The sequence below is a fragment of the Gordonibacter sp. RACS_AR68 genome, from assembly GCF_030418485.1.
Classification (GTDB): Bacteria; Actinomycetota; Coriobacteriia; order Coriobacteriales; family Eggerthellaceae; genus Gordonibacter; species Gordonibacter urolithinfaciens.
Map to the genome: position 1 here is coordinate 452,122 of NZ_JAIPUP010000002.1, position 19,919 is coordinate 472,040.

15 protein-coding genes are annotated in these 19,919 nt (G+C 68.2%); 5 read left to right on the plus strand and 10 right to left on the minus strand.

What is annotated here, in order from left to right; genetic code table 11:
• Positions 1–75 precede the first annotated feature (75 nt).
• The gene (locus K9U15_RS06615; protein WP_096227948.1) at positions 76–1,626 is read left to right on the plus strand and encodes a VWA-like domain-containing protein; all 1,551 of its coding nucleotides are present in this window, start codon (positions 76–78) and stop codon (positions 1,624–1,626) included.
• Positions 1,627–1,737: 111 nt separating this feature from the next.
• Positions 1,738–3,249 carry a MoxR family ATPase gene (locus tag K9U15_RS06620; RefSeq protein WP_301155791.1) on the plus strand — a complete coding sequence of 504 codons (1,512 nt, stop codon included), beginning with the start codon at positions 1,738–1,740 and terminating at the stop codon, positions 3,247–3,249.
• A 123-nt stretch (positions 3,250–3,372) separates the two neighbouring features.
• On the opposite strand, the gene purH is transcribed toward K9U15_RS06620, so the two are convergent.
• The 6 genes from purH to K9U15_RS06650 form a co-directional block, all read right to left on the minus strand.
• Positions 3,373–4,947 carry a bifunctional phosphoribosylaminoimidazolecarboxamide formyltransferase/IMP cyclohydrolase gene (purH, locus tag K9U15_RS06625; RefSeq protein ID WP_301155792.1) on the minus strand — a complete coding sequence of 525 codons (1,575 nt, stop codon included), beginning with the start codon at positions 4,945–4,947 and terminating at the stop codon, positions 3,373–3,375.
• An 82-nt stretch (positions 4,948–5,029) separates the two neighbouring features.
• Complete coding sequence (locus K9U15_RS06630; RefSeq protein ID WP_154270633.1) at positions 5,030–6,019, minus strand: XdhC family protein; 990 nt, start codon at positions 6,017–6,019, stop codon at positions 5,030–5,032.
• Positions 6,020–6,161: 142 nt separating this feature from the next.
• Positions 6,162–6,779, minus strand: a complete 618-nt coding sequence (purN, locus tag K9U15_RS06635) for a phosphoribosylglycinamide formyltransferase (protein ID WP_301155793.1) — start codon at positions 6,777–6,779, stop codon at positions 6,162–6,164.
• A gap of 4 nt (positions 6,780–6,783) precedes the next feature.
• The gene (gene purM, locus K9U15_RS06640) at positions 6,784–7,941 is read right to left on the minus strand and encodes a phosphoribosylformylglycinamidine cyclo-ligase (RefSeq protein ID WP_096227943.1); all 1,158 of its coding nucleotides are present in this window, start codon (positions 7,939–7,941) and stop codon (positions 6,784–6,786) included.
• A gap of 29 nt (positions 7,942–7,970) precedes the next feature.
• Entirely contained in the window at positions 7,971–9,449 is a 1,479-nt protein-coding gene (purF, locus tag K9U15_RS06645) for an amidophosphoribosyltransferase (protein ID WP_096227942.1), read from the minus strand.
• Positions 9,446–10,267 carry a class B sortase gene (locus K9U15_RS06650; RefSeq protein ID WP_227115162.1) on the minus strand — a complete coding sequence of 274 codons (822 nt, stop codon included), beginning with the start codon at positions 10,265–10,267 and terminating at the stop codon, positions 9,446–9,448. Before K9U15_RS06650 ends, purF begins: the two co-directional genes overlap by 4 nt.
• A 156-nt stretch (positions 10,268–10,423) precedes the next feature.
• On the opposite strand from K9U15_RS06650, the gene K9U15_RS06655 reads away from it, so the two are divergent.
• Positions 10,424–11,107, plus strand: a complete 684-nt coding sequence (locus K9U15_RS06655; RefSeq protein ID WP_227115161.1) for a hypothetical protein — start codon at positions 10,424–10,426, stop codon at positions 11,105–11,107.
• Between the two features lie 7 nt (positions 11,108–11,114).
• Here the strand turns inward: K9U15_RS06655 and K9U15_RS06660 are convergent, their stop codons facing one another.
• From K9U15_RS06660 to K9U15_RS06670, 3 genes are all read right to left on the minus strand, one after another.
• Positions 11,115–12,872: a polyphosphate--AMP phosphotransferase gene (locus tag K9U15_RS06660; protein ID WP_096227940.1), complete on the minus strand. Its 1,758-nt coding sequence runs from the start codon at positions 12,870–12,872 to the stop codon at positions 11,115–11,117.
• Positions 12,873–13,017: 145 nt separating this feature from the next.
• Positions 13,018–13,314 (minus strand): hypothetical protein, encoded by a 297-nt coding sequence (locus tag K9U15_RS06665; RefSeq protein ID WP_096227939.1) that lies wholly within the window; start codon positions 13,312–13,314, stop codon positions 13,018–13,020.
• Positions 13,315–13,445: 131 nt separating this feature from the next.
• Entirely contained in the window at positions 13,446–14,096 is a 651-nt protein-coding gene (locus K9U15_RS06670; protein ID WP_301155828.1) for a Crp/Fnr family transcriptional regulator, read from the minus strand.
• A 665-nt stretch (positions 14,097–14,761) separates the two neighbouring features.
• Between K9U15_RS06670 and K9U15_RS06675 the strand changes: the two genes are divergently transcribed.
• Both K9U15_RS06675 and ppk1 read left to right on the plus strand, forming a co-directional pair.
• Positions 14,762–15,688, plus strand: a complete 927-nt coding sequence (locus K9U15_RS06675; RefSeq protein ID WP_301155794.1) for an exopolyphosphatase — start codon at positions 14,762–14,764, stop codon at positions 15,686–15,688.
• Between the two features lie 25 nt (positions 15,689–15,713).
• On the plus strand, positions 15,714–18,533 hold the full coding sequence (ppk1, locus tag K9U15_RS06680; RefSeq protein WP_301155795.1) for a polyphosphate kinase 1: 2,820 nt from the start codon (positions 15,714–15,716) through the stop codon (positions 18,531–18,533).
• Between the two features lie 62 nt (positions 18,534–18,595).
• On the opposite strand, the gene K9U15_RS06685 is transcribed toward ppk1, so the two are convergent.
• Positions 18,596–19,774 (minus strand): aminotransferase, encoded by a 1,179-nt coding sequence (locus tag K9U15_RS06685; protein ID WP_301155796.1) that lies wholly within the window; start codon positions 19,772–19,774, stop codon positions 18,596–18,598.
• Between the last annotated feature and the right edge of the window lie 145 nt (positions 19,775–19,919).

Sequence of the window (19,919 nt, forward strand, 5' to 3'; positions counted from 1 at the left end):
GCCGACGCGCGCCGCGCGCACAGGCAACGAGCATGCCGCCCGCCGCCGCACGAAACGCCCGTCGAAGGAGGCCCCATGGCGTCCGATGCTGCCGAGCCGCTTGCCCGCCAAGCCCTCGACCTCGCGAAAAACGCACTGCTCGTGAACCTGCGCTTCATGAACGCCGCGTTCGCGCGCCTGCATCCCTTCCCCGTCGCGGGCTCCACGCTCGCCACCGACGGCGCGCGCCTCCGCTACGATCCCGCCGCGCTCGCGCGCCTCTACGCCGCCGAGCCGGCCGAGCTCACCCGCGCCTACCTTCACATCGTGCTGCACAACGTGTTCCTCCACCTCTATCCCGGGCCGCATGTCGACGCAGCGCGCTGGGACGCGGCCTGCGACATCGTCGCGGAGCGCACCATCGCCGAGCTCGACCTGCCCGCCACCCGCACCGCGCGCGCCGCGCGGCAGCAGGCCGCGCGCGCCCGCATCGACGCGGCATTGCCGCTGGCCACCGCCGAGACGGTGTACCGCTACTTGCAGGACGAGGGCCTGGACGCCTCCGAGCTGGCCGAGCTGCGCGCTCCCTTCTACGTGGACGACCACGATCCCTGGTACCGCCTGATGGCCGCCGAGGGCGAGGGCGACGTCACCGAGGAGGGTCGGCGCGCCGAGGAGCAGGAGGACGGCTCGTCCACGGCGCCCGCATCCGGGCCCGCCGAGAGCGGCACCGACGCCGAGCTGCCGCCGGACGCCGCCAGCGCCAAGCGCAGCCACGCCTCGCACCGCGGCATGGACCCGGACGACATAACGCAGAAGGAAGCGCCCGAGAACGCCAAGCCCTCCGTGGGCGAGCGGTTCGCCGACACCGTGAACCTCGACCGCTCGCGCGAGCAATGGAAGAACGCCGCGCTCGAGATGGGCGTGCAGCTGGACGCCTACGCCAAGCTCTGGGGCGTCAAAGGCGCGAACCTCGCCATGAACCTGCGCGCGGTCACGCGCGAGAAGCAGGACTACCGCGAATTCCTGCGCAAGTTCGCCCGCTGCGCTGAGCAGATCCGCGTGAACGACGACGAGTTCGACTACGTCTACTACTGCTACGGCTTGGAGCGCTACGGAAACCTGCCGCTCATCGAGCCGCTCGAGTACGTGGAGGAGAAGCGCATCCGCGACTTCGTCATCGCCATCGACACCTCGGCATCGACGAAGGACGGGCTCGTGCGCCGCTTCATCGAGAAGACGTACGCCATCCTCGAGCAGGAAACGAGCTTCTTCGCCGACATGAACGTGCTCATCGTGCAGTGCGACGCCGCCGTCACGGACGTCGCCCGCATCGCGAACCTGCGCGATCTGGACGACTACCTGGACGATCTCGAGATCAAGGGGCTGGGTGGCACCGACTTCCGCCCCGTGTTCGCCTACGTCGACGACGCCGTGGAGCGCGGCGACCTCACGAACCTGGGCGGCCTCATCTACTTCACCGACGGCCAGGGCACCTACCCGGCCCGCAAACCCGACTACGATACCGCGTTCGTCTTCGTCGACGACGCATCCGCCGCCGCCAGCCCGCACGTTCCCGCGTGGGCCATGAAGGTGGAGCTCGACGAAACCGTCATGATGGAAGAAGCGTCCCCGGGAGCCCCGTAGGGCAAGGGCTCTGCCCTTGCCGCCCAGCCGGAACGATCAATGCAGGTCCAGCGGCAAGGGCAGAGCCCTTGCCCTACGAAAGCCCCCGAACCGCGAACGAGAAGAGGAACCATGGACATCCAGCAAGCCAAGCAGCAGATCAAAAACGCGATGGTCGCCTACTTCTCGAAGGACGAGTTCGGCAACTACCGCCTCCCCACCGAGCGACAGCGCCCCGTGTTCCTGCTGGGCGCGCCCGGCATCGGCAAGACGGCCATCATGGAGCAGATCGCGCAGGATCTCGACGTGGGGTTCGTGTCGTACTCGATGACGCACCACACGCGCCAAAGCGCGCTCGGCCTGCCCTTCATCGCGAAGAAGACCTACGACGGCGTGGAGTACGACGTGTCCGAGTACACGATGAGCGAGATCATCGCCGCCGTGTACGATTCCATGGAGGCCATCGGCAAGCGCGAGGGCATCCTGTTCCTCGACGAGATCAACTGCGTGTCGGAAACGCTGACGCCCGCGATGCTGCAGTTCTTGCAATACAAGATCTTCGGACGCCATCGCGTGCCGGACGGCTGGATCGTGGTGACGGCCGGCAACCCGCCCGAGTACAACCGCACGGCGCACGATTTCGACATCGCCACATGGGACCGCCTCAAGCGCATCGACGTGGAGCCCGACTTCGCCGCCTGGCGCGACTTCGCCGTGGAGACGGGCGTGCATCCCGCCGTGCTCACCTACCTCGACATCGAGCGCGACCACTTCTACCGCGTGGAGACCACCGTGGACGGCAAGTCGTTCGTCACCGCGCGCGGCTGGGACGACCTGTCGGCCATGATGAAGCTGTACGAGGAACAGGGCATCCCCGTTGACGAGCTGCTGATCGGCCAATACGTGCAGAACGCCGAAATCGCGAAGCGCTTCAGCGTGTACTACGACCTATTCACGAAGTACCGAGCGGACTACCAGATCGACCGCATCCTGGCCGGCGAGGCCGAGCGGGGCGTGCTCGACCGCGCCCGCGAGGCCGCCTTCGACGAGCGCGTCTCGCTCATGGGCCTCATCACCGACGCCCTCGGCAGCCGCCTGCGCGACGCCGTGCTGGAGGAGCGCGCCGTGGAGTTCATGCACGGCAGGCTTGCCGCGCTGCGCGATGACCTCGAAGGCGACGACGCGAACGCGCTGCCCCTGCTGCGCGAGGAAGCCGCCTCGCTGCAAGCGCGGCTGACCACCGAGCGCAAGGCGGGGCTGCTGTCGGACGAGAAGTACGTGGCGTACGAGCGCACGCTCGCGCTGGTCGACCGCGCGCTGCGCTGCGACGCGGCGGGCGGCGGCGTGCCGTTCTCGCGCGTCAAGGAGCTGTTCGCCGAGCAGGTCAACGCGCTCGACGCGCGCATCGCAGACACCTCGAGCGCGCTCGACAGCGCTTTCCGGTTCGTCGAGGACGCGTTCGGCGGCGGCCAGGAGATGCTGTTGCTCGTCACCGACCTGTCCGTCAACCGCTACGGCATGTCCTTCATCAACGACCACGGCTGCGAGCGCTACTTCGCCCACAACGAGGACCTGCTGTTCTACGAGCGCGGCTCCGATCTGATCGACCGCATCAACCGTTTGGATTTGACGGAAGACGAGTAGCACCCGGCGGCCGGCCGCCATCGCGCGACGAGGCGCCTTCCTCACCCATCGAAAAGGGACGTCCTTGCGGGCGTCCCTTCGTTTTCGAGCGTTTCGACGGCCGGGAGGCCGCATGAAAAGGCGCTAGTGCCGGAAGTGGCGATGCCCGGTGAACACGAGGGCGATGCCGTGCTCGTCGGCGGCGGCGATCACTTCCTCGTCGCGGATGGAGCCGCCCGGCTCGATGACGGCCGTGACGCCGGCTTCAGCCAGCGCGTCGAGGCCGTCGCGGAACGGGAAGAACGCGTCGGACGCCGCCACGGCGCCCTGCGCGGCGTCGCCCGCCTGCTCCACGGCGATGCGCGCGGAGTTCACGCGGTTCGGCTGGCCGCCGCCCACGCCGATGGTGGCGTGATCCTTCGTGATGGCGATGGCGTTGGACTTGACGGACTTGCACACCTTCCACGCGAACAAGAGCTCGGCGAGCTCGTCCTCGGTGGGCTGGCGCTTCGTGGGCACCGTGAACGTCGCGGGATCCTCCGCCACGGCATCGGAGTCCTGGCAGAGTAGGCCGCCCTCCACGGCACGGTACTCCACTTCCCCGCCGGCCGGGTTCACGCCGCCCGTGGACAGCAGGCGCGCGTTCTTCTTGGCGCTGTACATGTCCAGCGCGTCGCCCGCGAACTCGGGCGCGATGATGGCCTCCACGAACTGCTTGTTGTCGAAGATGGCCACCACGATGTCGCTCGTCACGGGGCGGTTGAACGCCATGACGCCGCCGTAGGCGCTCACCGGGTCGCACGCGTGCGCGCGCTGGTAGGCGGCCACGAGGTCGTCGTCCTGGCACACGCCGCAGGGCGTGAGGTGCTTCACGATGACGCAGGCCGGCTCGTCGAACTCGCGCACGGCCGTCCAGGCGGCGTCGAGGTCGAGGTAGTTGTTGTACGACAGCTCCTTGCCCTGGTGCTGCTTGGCATGCGCGAGCGAGTGCTCGGCGTTCGCGTAGCCGTCGCGGCGGTAGAACGCGGCGCCCTGATGCGGGTTCTCGCCGTAGCGCAGGTCCTGCACCTTCTGCAGGCGCAGGCAGCGTTCGGCCGGGAACTTCGCGTCGCCCTCGCCCTCCAGCTGGGCGCCCATCCACGCGGCGATGGCGCCGTCGTAGGCCGCCGTGGTCTGGAACACGTCGAGCGCGAGCTTGGCGCGCGTGTCGCGCGTCGTGGCGCCGCCGTTGGCACGCATCTCGGCCAGGATGGCGTCGTAGCTCTCGGGGCGCGTGACCACGGCCACGCTCTCGAAGTTCTTCGCGGCGGAGCGCAGCATGGACGGGCCGCCGATGTCGATGTTCTCGATGCAGGTGCCGAAGTCGGCCCCGCCGGCCACCGTCTTCTCGAAGGCGTAGAGGTTCACCACCACCATGTCGATCATCTCGATGCCGTGCTCGGCCGCCTGGGCCATGTGGGCCTCGTTGTCGCGCTTGGCCAGCAGGCCGCCGTGCACGCGCGGGTGCAGCGTCTTCACGCGGCCGTCCATCATCTCGGGGAACTGCGTCACGTCGTCGATGGGCGTGACCGGCACGCCGGCGTCCTTGAGGGCGCGGGCCGTGCCGCCGGTGGAGATGATCTCCGCCCCGAACTCGTCCACGAGCGCGCGGGCGAAGTCCGCGACGCCCGTCTTGTCCGTCACGGACACGAGCACGCGCTTGATCTTAGGATCGCTCATATGGTCTTACATCCTTTCTGGTTGACTCCTGCTATGGTGAACCCGCCGATCCGCGACGGGAAACAGGCTGATCGGGGCCTGCTTAGCGGCCCAAACTCTTCTCGTGGCGCTCGCGCGCCTCATCACTGTAACGCTGCCGGTAGCGCACGTCCACCAGTTCGGCGACGATGGCGATGGCCAATTCGGCGGGCGTCTTCGCCCCGAACTTGAGGCCGATGGGGCGCTTGACGCGCGCCCAGTCCTCTTCGGTGGCACCGGCGGCCAGCACCAGCTCGTGCACGCGGTCGTTCTTGCCCGCGCAGCCCATCATGCCCACGTAATGCGCGTGATGCCCGGTGGCCCACACGCAGCCCTCGGGGTCGAACATATGGCCGCGCGTGAGCACGCACACGTAGTCCTCCGGCGCGCAGGCCAGCTCGGCCAGGCCGTCAAAGTTCCCGCCGTCGAGCACGATGCGCCGCGCCCGCGGAAAGCGCGCCTCGCTCACGTAGGCGGGATCGTAGTCCGCCACGCACACGGCGAAGCCCACGTGGTCGGCGAGCGCCGCCACCTCGCTCGCGGCATCCGACGCGCCCAGCAGCCACACGCGAACCTGTTCGAACAGCGGCACGGAGAGCCAGGTGAGGCCCTCGAACTGCTCGTTGTGCATCGAGGGGCCGCGCGTGGCGTCCTTCATCTGGAACGTGTCGCGCGGGCTGAACGGCCGCGATGCGACGATCTCCTTCGCATCGTTGCAGAAGAACACGAGCGGCTCGCCGTCGGCGGAGCCCGTCTCGCCGTACTTCTTCGTCACCTCGTTGTCGGTGTTGGCCTGCGCCTCGGCGGCATCGTAGACCACCTTGAAGCCGAGCCAGGCGAGGTCGCCCTCGTCCATCGCGCGCAGGGCGCGCTCGAAGGTGGGGACGTCGGCCGTGGTCAAGCTCGCGGCGACCACGCCAAGGTACGACGGGTCCACGTGTTGGTTGCCCTCGAGCGCCTCGGCCGAGAAGCATGGGAAGTCCTCGGGCGAGAGCCGGGGCGTACGCCCCGCCCGCAGGTCGTCGACGATGCTTTGCAGCGTTTCCTTGTTCATGGGCAGGGCTCCTTACGGTCGACAAGCACGGTTGCAAGCTGCGCGCGAGACGTGGTCGGATACGCACGCCCCTCCCGCGCGCCGGAAGAGGGGCCCTGCGCGCCGGACGCGCCTTTCGCGCGACCAGTCAGGGGCCCGAACGTCAGGCAGGGGCGATATGCACCTTGCGGTCCTCGCCCACGCTCACGCGGCCTTCGGCCACGAGGCGCAGCACCTCGGGGTACAGCACGTGCTCGACCTCGTGGATGCGCGCCTCGAGCGCCTCCAGCGTATCGTCCTCGCGCACCTCCACGGCGCGCTGCGCCACGATGGGGCCCTTGTCGTAGTCCTCGTTCGCGAAGTGGACGGTGATGCCCGTCACCTTCACGCCCGCGTCGTATGCGTCGGCGATGGCATGCGCGCCCTTGAAGGACGGCAGCAGGGCTGGATGCAGGTTGAGCACGCGGTCGGGGAACGCTTCGAGCATGACCGGCGTCACCTTGCGCATGTAGCCCGCCATGACCACGTATTCCGCCCCCGCCTCCCGCAGCTCGGCCACGATGCGCGCGTCTGCCGCCTCCGGGTCGGCGTACACGTCGCGGTTGAGCACGGTTGCGGGGATGCCCGCCGCGCGCGCCCGCTCGATACCGTACGCGTCCGGTCGCGACGACACCACCCGCACGATCTCCACCGGCAGCCCCTCGCCCGCCGCGTCGATGATGGCCTGCAGGTTCGTGCCGCTCCCGGAGAGCAGCACCCCGATTTTAAGCGGTTCGGCCATGACCCTACGCCTCCGCGCCGGCGTCGTACCCGTAGAGCTCGCCGTCGTTCGCGTAGCGGACCTCGCCTTCGCCGGCCACGATGCGGCCCACGCGGTACGTGGCCTCGCCAGCCTCGGCCAGGGCGGCCTCCACCTCGCCGGCGCGCTCGGGATCGACGATCAAGACCATGCCCAGGCCCATGTTGAACGTCTTCAGCGCCTCCGCCTCGTCGAGGTGCGCGGCGCCGCATACGAACCTCGCGATGGGCGGCACGGGCCAGGTACCCAGGTCCACCTCGGCGTCCACGCTCTTCGACAGCGCGCGGTCCAGGTTCTCGGAGATGCCGCCGCCCGTGATGTGCGCGAGCGCACGCACGGCGCCGGGGCATGCGTCCAACACGGCACGCACGGGCTTCACGTAGATGCGCGTGGGCGTGAGCAGGGCATCCTGCAGGCTCGCGCCGTCCAGCTCCTCGCGCTCGATGCGCAGCTCGTAGTGGGTCTTGCCCTCTACGCATACCTTGCGGGCCAGCGAGTAGCCGTTGGAGTGCAGGCCGCTCGACGCGAGGCCTATCAGCACGTCGCCCTCGCGAACAGCCGCCGGATCGAGCATCTTCGCGCGGTCGACCACGCCCACGCAGAAACCGGACAGGTCGTAGTCGTCCGGATCCATGACGCCGGGGTGCTCGGCCATCTCGCCGCCGATGAGCGCGCAGCCGGCCTGCTTGCAGCCCTCGCCGATGCCCGCCACGATCTCGGCCACATTCTCGGCCTTGAGCTTGCCGATGGCCACATAATCGAGGAAGAACAGCGGCTCGGCGCCCGTGGCCAGTATGTCGTTCGCGCACATGGCCACGAGGTCGATGCCCACCGTGTCATGCTTGCCGGCCAGCTGGGCCACCTTGAGCTTCGTGCCCACGCCGTCGGTTCCGCTCACCAGCAGCGGGTCGTCCATGTCCTTGGCCGCCGCGATGGAGAACAGCCCGCCGAAACCGCCGATGTCGCCCACCACCTCGGGCCGGTACGTGTCGTGCACAACGCCCTTGATGGCGTCCACGGCACGCGCGCCCTCGGCCGTGTCCACGCCCGCCTGCGCGTAGGTCGTGGCCTCCTCGTCCATCCAGCTGGGCATCGCGGGGGCGTCGTCGGATCCGGCGGCGCTCACGGTTATTCTCTCGGTCATGGTAACGCTCCTTGCTTGATCGTGGTCCCCTACTGGTCGCCTTCGGCGTAAATGTCCTCGAAATCCTTCTTCGTCATGAAGCTCTTCTTCGCCACGGAGGAGGGAATCTCCACCGGGTAATCGCCCGTGAAGCAGGCATCGCAGAAGCCCTGGCACCGCGCATCGGGCACGGCGGCGCGCAGGCCCGCGAGCGAGATGAACGCCAGCGAGTCCGAGCCGATCCACGCGTTCATCTCGTCAAGCGTCATGTTCGCCGCGATAAGCTGGTCGCGCGTGTCGGTGTCGATGCCGTAGAAGCACGGCCACCTGACCTCCGGGCTCACGATGCGCAGGTGCACCTCAGCCGCGCCCGCGTCGCGCAGCATCTGCACGAGCTTCTTGGAAGTGTTGCCGCGCACGATGCTGTCGTCGATGACCACGAGGCGCTGCCCCTCGATCACCGAGCGCAGCGGGTTCAGCTTCAGGCGAATGCCCAGCTGCCGCATGGCCTGGGTGGGCTCGATGAACGTGCGGCCCACGTAGCGGTTCTTCACGATGCCGTCGGCATACGGGATGCCGCTCTCGGCCGCGAACCCGAGCGCCGGCGGCACGCCCGAGTCGGGCACGCCCAGCACGAGGTCGGCCTCCACGGGCGCCTCCTGCGCCAGGATGCGCCCCATGCTGCGGCGGGCCTGGTACACGCTCTGCCCGTCGATCACGCTGTCGGGGCGGGCGAAGTACACGTACTCGAAGATGCACGCGGCCTGCCTGCCTGCGGGAACGCCCTGCTCGGCGTGCATGCCGTCATCGTTGAAACGCACGATCTCGCCCGGGGCGACGTCGCGCACGTAGCGCGCGCCCACGATGTCCAGCCCGCACGTCTCGCTGGACACCACCCAGCCGCGTCCGCCCGGCAGCTCGCCGATGCACAGCGGGCGGATGCCGTTCGGGTCGCGGAACGCGTAGAGCGAGTCGGGGCTGGCCAGCACCATGGCGTAGGCGCCCGACAGGTCCTCCATGGCGCGGCGGATGCCGCTGCGAAGATGGTGCGTGGCCTGCGTCACCTGGCCGATGGCCTTCGCGGCCACCTCGCTGTCGGTGTTCGAGCGGAACTGCACGCCCTCGTCCACGAGGCGGGCGCGCAGGCGGCTCGTGTTCACGAGCGTGCCGTTGTGCGCCAGCGCGATGAGCACGTCGTCGATGGCCGAGATGTGCGGCTGGGCAGCCTCCCACGACGCGGCACCGCCGCTCGTGGAGTAACGGGCATGCCCCACGGCCACGAAGCCCTCGAGCGCCGCGAGGGTAGCCTCGTCGAACACCTGCGTCACCAGGCCCAGATCCTTCGCCGCCACCACGGTCTCGCCGTCGCCCACGGCAATGCCGGCGCTCTCCTGGCCGCGGTGCTGCAACGCCTGCAGCCCGAAGCAGACCATGCGGGCCACATCCTCGCCGGGGGCGAACACGCCGAACACGGCGCACTCCTCCTCCAGACGGTCAGGACGTTCCCCGGGAAGCACGGACGTGCTCACGCGGCGACCTCCTTCGACGCGCCGCCCACGGCGGCAGCGGCCTCCGGGTCGACGGCGGCATCGGCGCCGCCTACGGCCGCGACGTTTGCCACCGTGCTCTCCTCGAGGTACGAGAACAGCACGTAGCGCCCGTCGCTCGGGAGATTATCGCAGGTGGCGAACGCGAACAGGTGCGCGATGTCCGCCGCTGCCGGCGCGTCGGAAACCGCCACGACCGAGCGGTCGACCTTGTCCTGGATGTAGGAGGCCAGCTCCTCGCCGGTCGCGAACGCCGTCTGGGCCAGCGGATCGTCGGCCGCCACATGGACGAGCGAGAGCGACCGCAGTTTGAAGTTGCCCTGCGGGGTGAGGATATAGGCCGTGCGGTGGGCGTTGAACTGGTCCGGATTCTCGAAATCCGCGATGGCGGCGAACATGGAGCCGTTGTTCAGATGGTGCCCGTACACGATGTTGTTCGCGTCGGAGAAGTCGGCCGCGTTCGCCGCCGACAGGAAGATGGAGCCGTACGTGGCGCCCCATGTTTGCTGGCCGTTGAAGTCGGTGGCGAGGTACTTCTCGTCGTCGGTCGTGTGAACGATGGGGTAGTTCACCGCGGTGCCGGGGATGTAGACCCATCCCACGGTATCGGGGTTGATGGCCAGGAGACGGTCCCAGTCCACCGTGAGGTCGGAAAGCGCCGTGCCCTCGATGTCCTCCGGCGCCATGAACACTTCTTCCGCCACGGAGTCGTAGGCGTTCTGCCCCTGCCAGTAGCTGTAACCGATGGCGCCGAGAGCCGCAAGCGCGACCACGAACACCACGAGCGCGACCCAGAACACGATGCGCCAGGGGCCGCCCTTCCTCGCGCCGCCGCGGCCCTTGCCCTTGCCGCCACGACCGCCGTCGGCGGCATCCGCGCAGTACGCGGCCGGAGCCGCATGCCCCGCCTGGACAGGACGGAAGCCCTGCGAGCGGGTTCCCTGCTGGGGCGGGTTATGGCCCTGCCGACCTTGCTGTTGCAGGCGTCCTTGGGGGGCCGCCTGCCGTTGCTGCGCGGCGTGCTGCCGCGCCGCCGGACGCTGGGCCGCCTGCAGGCGAGTTGCCTGCGGGGAGCCCGCCTGGCGCTGCTGGGGAACGCGTTGCTGCGCCTGCCCCGCCTGGCGTGCTTCGGTCCGGGCCTGGCGCCGCGGCTGCTGCAGTTGCGGTTGAGGTTGCGAAGGCTGCTGCGGTTGCTGCTGGCGGGCGGCGTGCCGGGGGGCCCGCTCATCAGGCTGCGCGGAGCCGCGCTGCGCGTGGCGACCGCGCGGCGTCGGGTCGGGGTATTGTCGATACTCGGCCATAGCTCCCTTTCGGATGGACGAATGCCGGGCTACGCGCGGATCCTCACCCGCCGTTTCCAGACCGTTACCATAATAAGCAAACGCCCCCGGAATGGGGGCGCGATGCCTCGAAAACGCTCATATTTCACGAAGCGGCAGTTCCAGCAGATCTACTTCTTCTTCATCTCGTCGATGAAGCCCTTGGCGATGAAGACGACGATGATAAGAACGATGATGGCCACGATTACCCAAATCGCCCACATGGGAATCTGCATTCCGAAAAGTTCCACCATGGTGGCTACCCCTTTGTCCAAGCGCGCCGAAGCACGCGGTTCGATTCCGATTATCTGCTCATGGTAGCGCTATCTCACTTTTCGCGCAAGCGCGCTTCGAGCGCATCGTTGATTATTTTGAGGGCCTTGACGCGAGCATGGCGCTTGTCGTCGCTCTCCAGCACCATCCAGGGCGCGAAAGGCGTGGACGTCAGGCGGAACATGTCCTCGATAGCCGCTTTGTACTGGGGGTACTTGTCGCGGTTGCGCCAGTCCTCGTCGGTGATCTTCCACTGCTTCGCCGGATCCTGCTCGCGGTCGCGGAAGCGGCGCAGCTGCTCCTCCGGGCTCACATCGACCCAGAACTTCAGCAGGATGGCGCCCCAGCGCACCAGCTCGCGCTCGAACTCGTTGATCTCGTCGTAGGCACGGCCCCACTCGGAAGGCGTGGCGAACCCCTCGACGCGCTCCACGAGCACGCGGCCGTACCAGCTGCGGTCGTAGATGCCCACGTGGCCGGCCTTGGGCAGGCGCGTCCAGTAGCGCCACAGGTGCGGATGCAAAAGCTCCGGCTTCGTGGGTGCCGGGCTCGGGAACACGGTGTAGGCGCGGGCGTCGAGCGCCTGGGCCACGCGCTTGATGTTGCCGCCCTTGCCCGCCGCGTCCCAGCCCTCGTACATGACCATGAGGGGGATGCGCTTCTGGTACATCTCCATCTCCAGCTTGTTCAAACGCTCCTGCTCGGTTTTGATCTGGCGTTTGTAGTCGTCGGGCGCCAGCACCAGTGAGTGGTCCACCGCATCGAGGGCGGGATAGTCGTCCACGATGACGAAGCGCGAGACGCGGGGGGCGCGTGCCGAGGCCTCGGCAGCCTCCTGCTCGGCGGCGGCGCGCACGGCCTGCTCCTGCTCTAACGTGCGCTCGCCAGCCGGCGCCTCGCCCAAAAGGCCGGCCGAGTTCGCCTGCGCCTTCGCGGCCGCCTCGGCCACGGCAGGATCGGGCTGGGCGGCGAGCGCGCCCTTCACGGCCTCCACGAGCGTCTCGGCTATGGCGAGGTTCGCCGCGCGCTTGTCCTCGCCGTTCACCAGGTGCCACGGCGCGTACGAGAAGTTGCTCCCCTCCAGCAGATGGTCGTAGAGTCGATACGCCTGCGCGTAGTTGCGCACGCTGGCCAGCTTCTCCTTGCTCACGCGCCAGCGCGTGGCCGGGTCGTCGTGCAGGCGCTCGAGACGCTTCTTCTGCGCGTCCTGGCCCACGTGCACGAAGAACTTCACCACCACGTAGCCGTCGTCCACGAGCTGCTGCTCGAAGTCGGCAGCGGAGGTGAGGTAGCGGTGCAAGAGGTCGATGTGCCGCTCGTCGCGCGCCCGCTCCACGGCGGCGACAGCCTTCTTGCCGGCCTTCTTCCCGTCCTTGCCGGCGCCGCCGTCCGACCCGCCCAGCGAGAGCGCGCCGAACTCCGTGTACAGCAGGTGCTGCGTGGCGGCCGTGTACCAGCCGCGGTCGTAGAACGTCATGGCGCCGCGCGGGCCGAGCGCGCGCCAGAACTCCTGCATGACCGGGAAGAAGCCCGTCACCCCCTGGTCGGCCCCCGCGAAGGCGCGGGCGGCCTCCACGTCCAGGTCCTCGGTGACGTAGACGCTCGTGGCGCGCGCGTCCAGGTTGTACATGAGGTCGGAGATGCGGCTGCCCTTGCCGGCGCCGTTCCAGCCCTCGAACAGCACCACCAGCCCCACGCCCTTCTTCACCGCTTCCTGCTGCAGCACCACGAGCTCCTCCATGAGCGCGTCGCGACGCGGCTTGTACTCCTCTTTGGGCAGCGGGGGACGTGAGAGGTCGACTGACTCGAGCATAGGGCATCCTTTCCCGAAACGGTGCGCCCATCATAGCACAGGCCGCGGACGGGTCCGGCAGCTTGAACAGGAAGGGGAAACGGGGTTCCGGGCGCCCGAGGCGCGCGAGCCTGCGCATGGGCGGTCGGGCACCGCGGGAGGACGGTCAGGCAGCCTCGACGACCCGCGCAGCGGCGCCCTCGCCGCGGCGCTCCAGGCGGCGGTTTCGTGCGAACAGGGCGATGTCCGTCGACACGAGCACCAGGTCGAACACGTAGAGGTACACCACGCCGTCGAAGTTGTACACGAGCTTGTTGGCGATGCCCGCCACGTAGCCGGTGGCAACCACCAGCATGAACAGCAGGCTCTTGCCTTTCGTAGAGCGCGCCTTCGCCGACCGGTAGATGGAAAAGGGCCAGGCGGCCCCGAAGCAGATAAGCATGATGATCTCGAAAATGCTCACGTGAGGTAACTCCTTCGCTCGTTTTATCGACGAAGAGCATCGTACGGCGCAACAACGGCACCGTATGTGTCAAATGCAACGATCGAGAGAACCACCGCGAGTTTTCGAAGGCAAGCTGCCTGACGGGACCTTTACGGCCTCAGCAGACGGAACGTCGAGCGGTCGAAGTCGATCACGCCCTCGTCGCGCATGCGCGCGAGCACCTTCGACAGCGCCGCGCGGTCGACCTCCAGGTAGTCGGCCAGCTGCTGGCGGTTGAACGGGATGGCGAAGAGGTCGCTTCCGGCGAGGGCGGCCTGCTCGGAAAGGTACGACAGCACCTTGCCGCGCGTCGTGCGCTTCGCCGTGTGCGTGATCTTGCGGTTGAGCACGGCGTACTTGCCGGCGAGCATGCGCGCGAAGTTGGCGAGCGCGCGCACGTGGCAGGCGGGCGCACCGGGCGGCGGGTTCAGTATCCGGCCCGTATCCAGGTACAGCGCGCGCGTGGGAACCAGCGCCAGGCCGTGCGTGTCGAGCGTGGGCACCGGATCGCAGGCGCTCGACGCACCGAACAGGTCGCCCTCCCCCACCTCGGACACGATGCTGGCGTTGCCCCAGAAATCGTCCTGCATCACATGGAGCGCGCCCGACAGCACGAGCCCCACCTCGTGTGGCACGTCGCCCTCGCGGAACAGCAGCTCCCCCTTCTCGAACGATTCCTCGTGCGCATCGAAACGCGCGAGGAGCCTTGGCACCTCGCCGGGTTCCACACCCGCGAACAAGGAGAACTCCGCCGGTTCCATCACGCTGCCGCCCCCTCCTTTCTTGCCACCTTCGATCCCATCTTAGCATGGGCCGCGAGGCAGCGCGGCAAGGTGCTCGGGTTCGCACAGGGGCAAGTGACGCCGAAAACGCCCTCAACTGTCAAAAACGAGCCGGTTTGGCAACCGGCAAGGCGCCGCAAAGGCGAACATGCCAGCAGCGAGCCAAGTCGAAAGAATGTTTTACCAGGTCACTTGCATTCCTCATAACCATATAGACACAGTAGGAATTGCCAAACCGGCTCTTTTTTGTCATAGGGAGCCGGTTTTCGCGTCAAGCCCCCATAACGAAGGAAGCGCGCACGGTTTGGAGAGAGCGCCAGGGGAAGGAAGGGTCCCCCTTATCAGTCGGCCGGGAACGCGCGAGTCAAGAGTGTCGATCCGGCGCGCAAAGCCTCCGAGGCCGACCGCGTGCGTTGGCGACCCCCCCCCCGGTGCGCGCTCGGCCGGCCGATAAAAAAGGAGTCCTTACCCTCATCGGCAAAAGCCCGCCTCCCCGCCCACATCAACGGCACGTAAAACTTTGGCCCCGGTTCGCGCCGCGCGCTTGCGGAGGCGCGCCGATTCCCTAGAATGGATTCGTTGACCGGAGAGCGCGGCGCATCCCGGCGTGGATAGGCGCCGCCCGACAGACAAGAGAACCCGCCATGCCCAACTATGCCGTAATCGACCTGGGGTCGAACACCATCCGCCTCGTGGTGTACGAGGTGAAGGACGACCGCCGGAAAACCTATTCCAGCAAGGACTTCAAGAGCCTCATCAACGACAAGGTCATGGCAGGGCTGTCCGCCTTCGTAGCCGACGACGGCACGTTCACGGATGATGGGGTGCGCCGCGCGGCAAGCGTCCTCAAGGGGCATGCGAAGCGCGCGCGGTACTTCGACTGCAAGCGCATCGACGTGTTCGCCACCGCCGTGCTGCGCAATGCCGCGAACAGCGCCGAGGCCGTGGCCGCCATCGAGCGCGAGGGCGGGCTGGCCATCGACCTGCTGTCGGCGGCCGACGAGGCGCACCTTGGCTTCGTAGGCGCTACCTGCGACCGCACGATCGAGCGCGGCACGCTGGTGGACATCGGCGGCGGCTCCACGGAGCTCACCCGCATAGAGGACGGGCGCGACTTCGACAACGTGAGCCTGGGCCAGGGCTCGCTCTCCTCCTATGCCGCGTTCGTGCGCGCCATCCTGCCCACGCCCGAGGAGATGGACGCCGTGGCGGGCGCCCTCTTCGAGCGGTTGGCCGCGCTGCCCGACCGCGACGCGTACCGCACGGACGTCGTGTACGGCATCGGCGGCAGCGTGCGCGCGGCGGCGAAGATGAGCGCGCAGATGTCGCGCGAAATCGTCCGCCCCAAAACGATGACGGCCGCCCAGATTCGTGCGATACTGAACCTGTGCCGCACCGACCCCGACGCGTTCGCGCACCTGGCGCTCAAAGCGTCGGCGGAGCGCATCCACACGCTCGTGCCGGGATGCCTGATCCTGGACACCCTCATGAGCGCCTTTTGCGCGAGGCGGCTTGATATCTGCAAGTACGGCGTGCGCGAGGGTTATCTCGTGGAACGCGTGCTGGGATAGCGGGTTCAAGACGAAGGGAGCTTGCATGGACACCCCGAAGGATATGCCGAACCCCGAGGAAACCGCGGACCCGGCGGCCGCCGCAACGCAAGCCGCCCCCGCCGCCCAGGTCGAGGCCGAAGCGAAGCAGGCTGCCGCCTCATCGCGGGACGAAATCGCAGCGCAGGCCGACGATGCCGCCCTGGCCGATGCCACCGCAACGCAGGTCTCCGCCCCGGTGCGGGGCGAGGAAGCAGCGCAGGCCGCCGACCCCGGGGCGGGCGCGGCCCCTTATATGCAGAACCGCGAGCTGTCGTGGCTCACGTTCAACGAGCGCGTGCTGGACCAGGGCGCCGACGAGACGGTGCCGCTGCTCGAACGCCTGAACTTCGTCTCCATCTTCTGGAGCAACCTGCAGGAGTTCTTCATGGTGCGCGTGGGCAGCCTGACCGACCTGTCGCTCGTGAAGAAGCACATCGTGGACTCGAAGTCGGGCATGACGCCCGCCGAGCAGCTCGATGCCATCTACGCGCGCTGCCACGAGCTGTACCCCATCCAGGAGCGCACGTTCGAGGAGGTGCGTCGCCTGCTGGGCGAACACGGCGTGCAGCACCTGCGCCCCGACGAGCTGGACGACGGGCAGCGCGCATGGCTTTCCGCCTACGTGCACGACAACGTCATGCCGTTCCTGTCGCCGCAGATCATCAACGCGCGCCACCCCTTCCCCCACCTGGAGAACGGCGCCCTGTACGTGGTGGTGCGCCTGAACGACGAGGCGGAGCGGCAGCGCAAGAAGGAGGCCGCTAAGGCAAAGGCCGACAAGGACGGGAAGACGGACAAGGCCGCCGTCAAGGAGGCCAAGAAGGCGAAGAACCTGGGCGCCGAGGGCGTGACGCTGGGCCTCGTGCCGATGCCGCGCCAGTGCGAGCGCGTCATCGCGCTGCCGGGCAAGGGCAAGGAGCTGGCCTTCGTCCTGCTGGAGCACGCCATAGAGATGGTGGCGGCCGAGATATTCTCCATGTACACCGTGAAGCACACGAACGTCATCTGCGTCACCCGCAACGCCGACCTCGACGCCACCGAGGGCTCCGACGAGGCCGACGAGGACTACCGCGAGCACATGAAGCGCATCCTGAAGAAGCGCTCCCGCCTGGCCCCCGTGCGGCTGGAAAGCGAGCGCCCGCTGTCGGCCACGCTGGAGAAGCTGCTGCTGGCGCGCCTTAACCTGAAGCCCCACCAGGTGTTCTCCACCTCGGTGCCGCTCGATTTGGGCTACACGTTCGGGCTGGCGTCGCGGCTGCCGGCGAAGGAGCGCGCGGCGCTCACGAACCCGCCGTTCTCGCCGCAGTGGCCGGCGAGCCTCGACCGCAACCGCTCCCTCATCGAGCAGGTGACGGAACGCGAGACGCTGCTCTCCTACCCCTACGAGAGCATGGACCCGTTCGTGCAGCTTCTGCGCGAGGCGGCGAACGACCCGGCGGTCATCTCCATCAAGATCACGCTGTACCGCCTGGCCAGCCAGTCGCACCTCGCCGAAGCGCTCATCGCCGCCGCCGAGATGGGCAAGGAGGTCACCGCGCTGTTCGAATTGCGCGCCCGCTTCGACGAGAGCAACAACATCGAGTGGTCGCAGCGCTTCGAGCAGGCGGGCTGCAAGGTGATCTACGGTTTCCGCGACTTCAAGGTGCACTCGAAGATCTGCTGCATCACGCGCCAGACCGAGCACGGCCTGCAGCACATCACGCAGCTGGGCACCGGCAACTACAACGAGAAGACCGCCAAGCTCTACACCGACCTGTCGTTCATCACCTGCGATGCCACGTTCGGGCGCGACGCCGTGGAGTTCTTCCGCAACATGGGACTGGAGAACACCTCGGACAACTACGACATCATGTGGGTGGCGCCGCTGCAGATCAAACCCATGATCCTCGCGGGCATCGACACGCAGATCGCGCACGCTCAGGCCGGGGAGCCGAGCGGGCTGTTCTTCAAGACGAACTCCATCACCGACAAGGACGTGATCGAGAAGCTGGTGGAGGCGTCGCAGGCGGGCGTGCCCGTGACGCTGTTCGTGCGCGGGATCTCCTGCATCGTGCCGGGGCTCGAGGGGCTCACCGAGAACGTGCGCGTGGTGTCCATCGTGGGCCGGCTTTTGGAGCACAGCCGCATCTACGGGTTCGGGCCGCGCGAGACGATGAAGCTGTACCTGTCGAGCGCCGACCTCATGACGCGCAACATGGACAAGCGCATCGAGATAGCCTGGCCCGTGCTGAACGACGAGCTGCGCGAGCAGATACTGGGCTACCTTGACGTGAGCCTGGAAGACACGGCGAAGCTGCGCGAGCTGCTGCCCGACAAGAGCTATACGCCGCTCGGCGCGTTCGCGCGCAAGGACGGCGAGGGCGGCACCGTGCTGTTCGACTCGCAGGAGTTCTTCATCAAGCAGGCGCAGGAGCACCGCCTGTCGGCGGCCGAGGAGGCGGCCGCGCGCACGGCCAACCGCGGGCGAGGGGAGAACGGGGCGCAGGAGGCCGTGCTGGCCGCTGCCCAGGCCGCCGTGGAAGCCGCGGTCGGGCGCGTGGCCGAGGAGCGCGCGGCGCAGGGCGAAGCCGACGGCGCCGCCGCGACCGCCCAGTCGGTGGCGCGCGCCCTGGCCGCGGCCGAGGCGGCGGCAGAGAGCGCTGCGGAGGAGGTGCTCGCCGAGGAAACGGCCGTCCCGGAGGCTCTGCCGAAGTCGCAGCCGACCCGGGCGCCGAAGGCGGCTCCGGCAGCCCCCACGTCCAAGGCCATGGCGCGTCCGGCACGCCCGGCGCGCCCGCACAAGCCCAGCCTGCTCGTGCGCATCCTGAGCAAGTTCGTGCGATAGGGGCGAGAACGGGGGCCGGTCCTGCGGATCGGCCCCCGTTCTTTTGCAGGCGCGCCGCCCGCTCAGTCGAAGCGGCGCAGGGCGCGGCCGAGGCCGGCCAGGCCCGCCCGCAGCACCGGCTCGGGGGCGCAGTAGCCGAGGCGCGCGTGGCCCGGCAGGTCGAAGCGACTCCCCGGCACGAGCAGCACGCCCTCGTCCTTGAGCAGCTGCAGGCAGAACGTCTCATCGTCCTCGGGGATGTCCAGCTTGATGCACGACGTGGACACGCCTTGCGGCGCCACCCATGACACGCGCGGCTCGTCGTCGATCCAGGCCTGCGCGATGGCCAGGTTGCCCATCACCAGGGGGCGGTTGCGGGCCAGCACGGCATCGCGGTTCTCCAGCACGTGCACGGCAAGCGCGTCGTTCACCACACCGCAGCAGATCATGGTGTAGTCGCGGTACGGCCGCAGCATCTCGGCGATCTCCGGGCTCGACGCCGTCCAGCCGATGCGGGCACCGGGCACCGAGTACGTCTTCGACAGGCTGTTCGTGGCCACGCCGCGCTCGTAGATATCCGCGATGGAGGCGAAGTCCTCCGTGCCCACGAGGGGCAGGTACACCTCGTCCACGAGCACGTAGGCGCCCACGCTGCGCGCGATGTCGGCCACCTGCTCCATGAACGCGCGGTCGAGGAACGTGCCCGTGGGGTTGTTCGCGTTGTTCAGGCAGATGAGTTTCGTGTCGGGGCGCACGAGGCGCTCGAGCTCGTCCAGGTCGGGGTACCAGCCGCGGTCCTCGTGGATGCGCCATAGGTCAACCTCGGCGCCGAGCGCCCGCGGTATGTCGTAGAGCTGCTGATAGCTGGGGTACTCGGCGACCACGTGGTCGCCGCGCGAAACGAGCGCGAGCGCGGCCAGCAGGTTCGCGCCCGTCGCGCCGTTCGTCTGCAGCACGGCCTCGGGCTCCACGCGCTCGTAGAGCGCGGCCGCCGCCCGCTTGAACGCGGGCGAGCCCTCGATCCAGCCGTAGTTCATCTTCTCGGCGCCCAGGCGTGCGAAGAAGTCCATCTGGGCGGCGCCCTCCCGGGCGTCCTGCGGGAAGGCCGCCTCGGCCCCGTCGGCTACGATGCCGGGCGCCGCTCCCAGCGCCACGAGCTCGTCGAGCGTCATCGACGCGATGGTCGATTGCGCGATGTCGTGCGTCGCGCTCTTCTCGTGCACGTTGAGCCAGTCCTCCACCCCGAACGGTGCGATGTCCATGTCCTCTGTCCTTTCGCTCACAGGTTGGCGTAGCAAGTCAGCGAGAGGCTGCCTCGTACCCGAGATTCGGGGAATCGCGGAGGCGAAGCGTACAACGGGTACGCGAGTCTCCGGGATCGCGCGAAGATCGGGGCGAGGCAGCGTC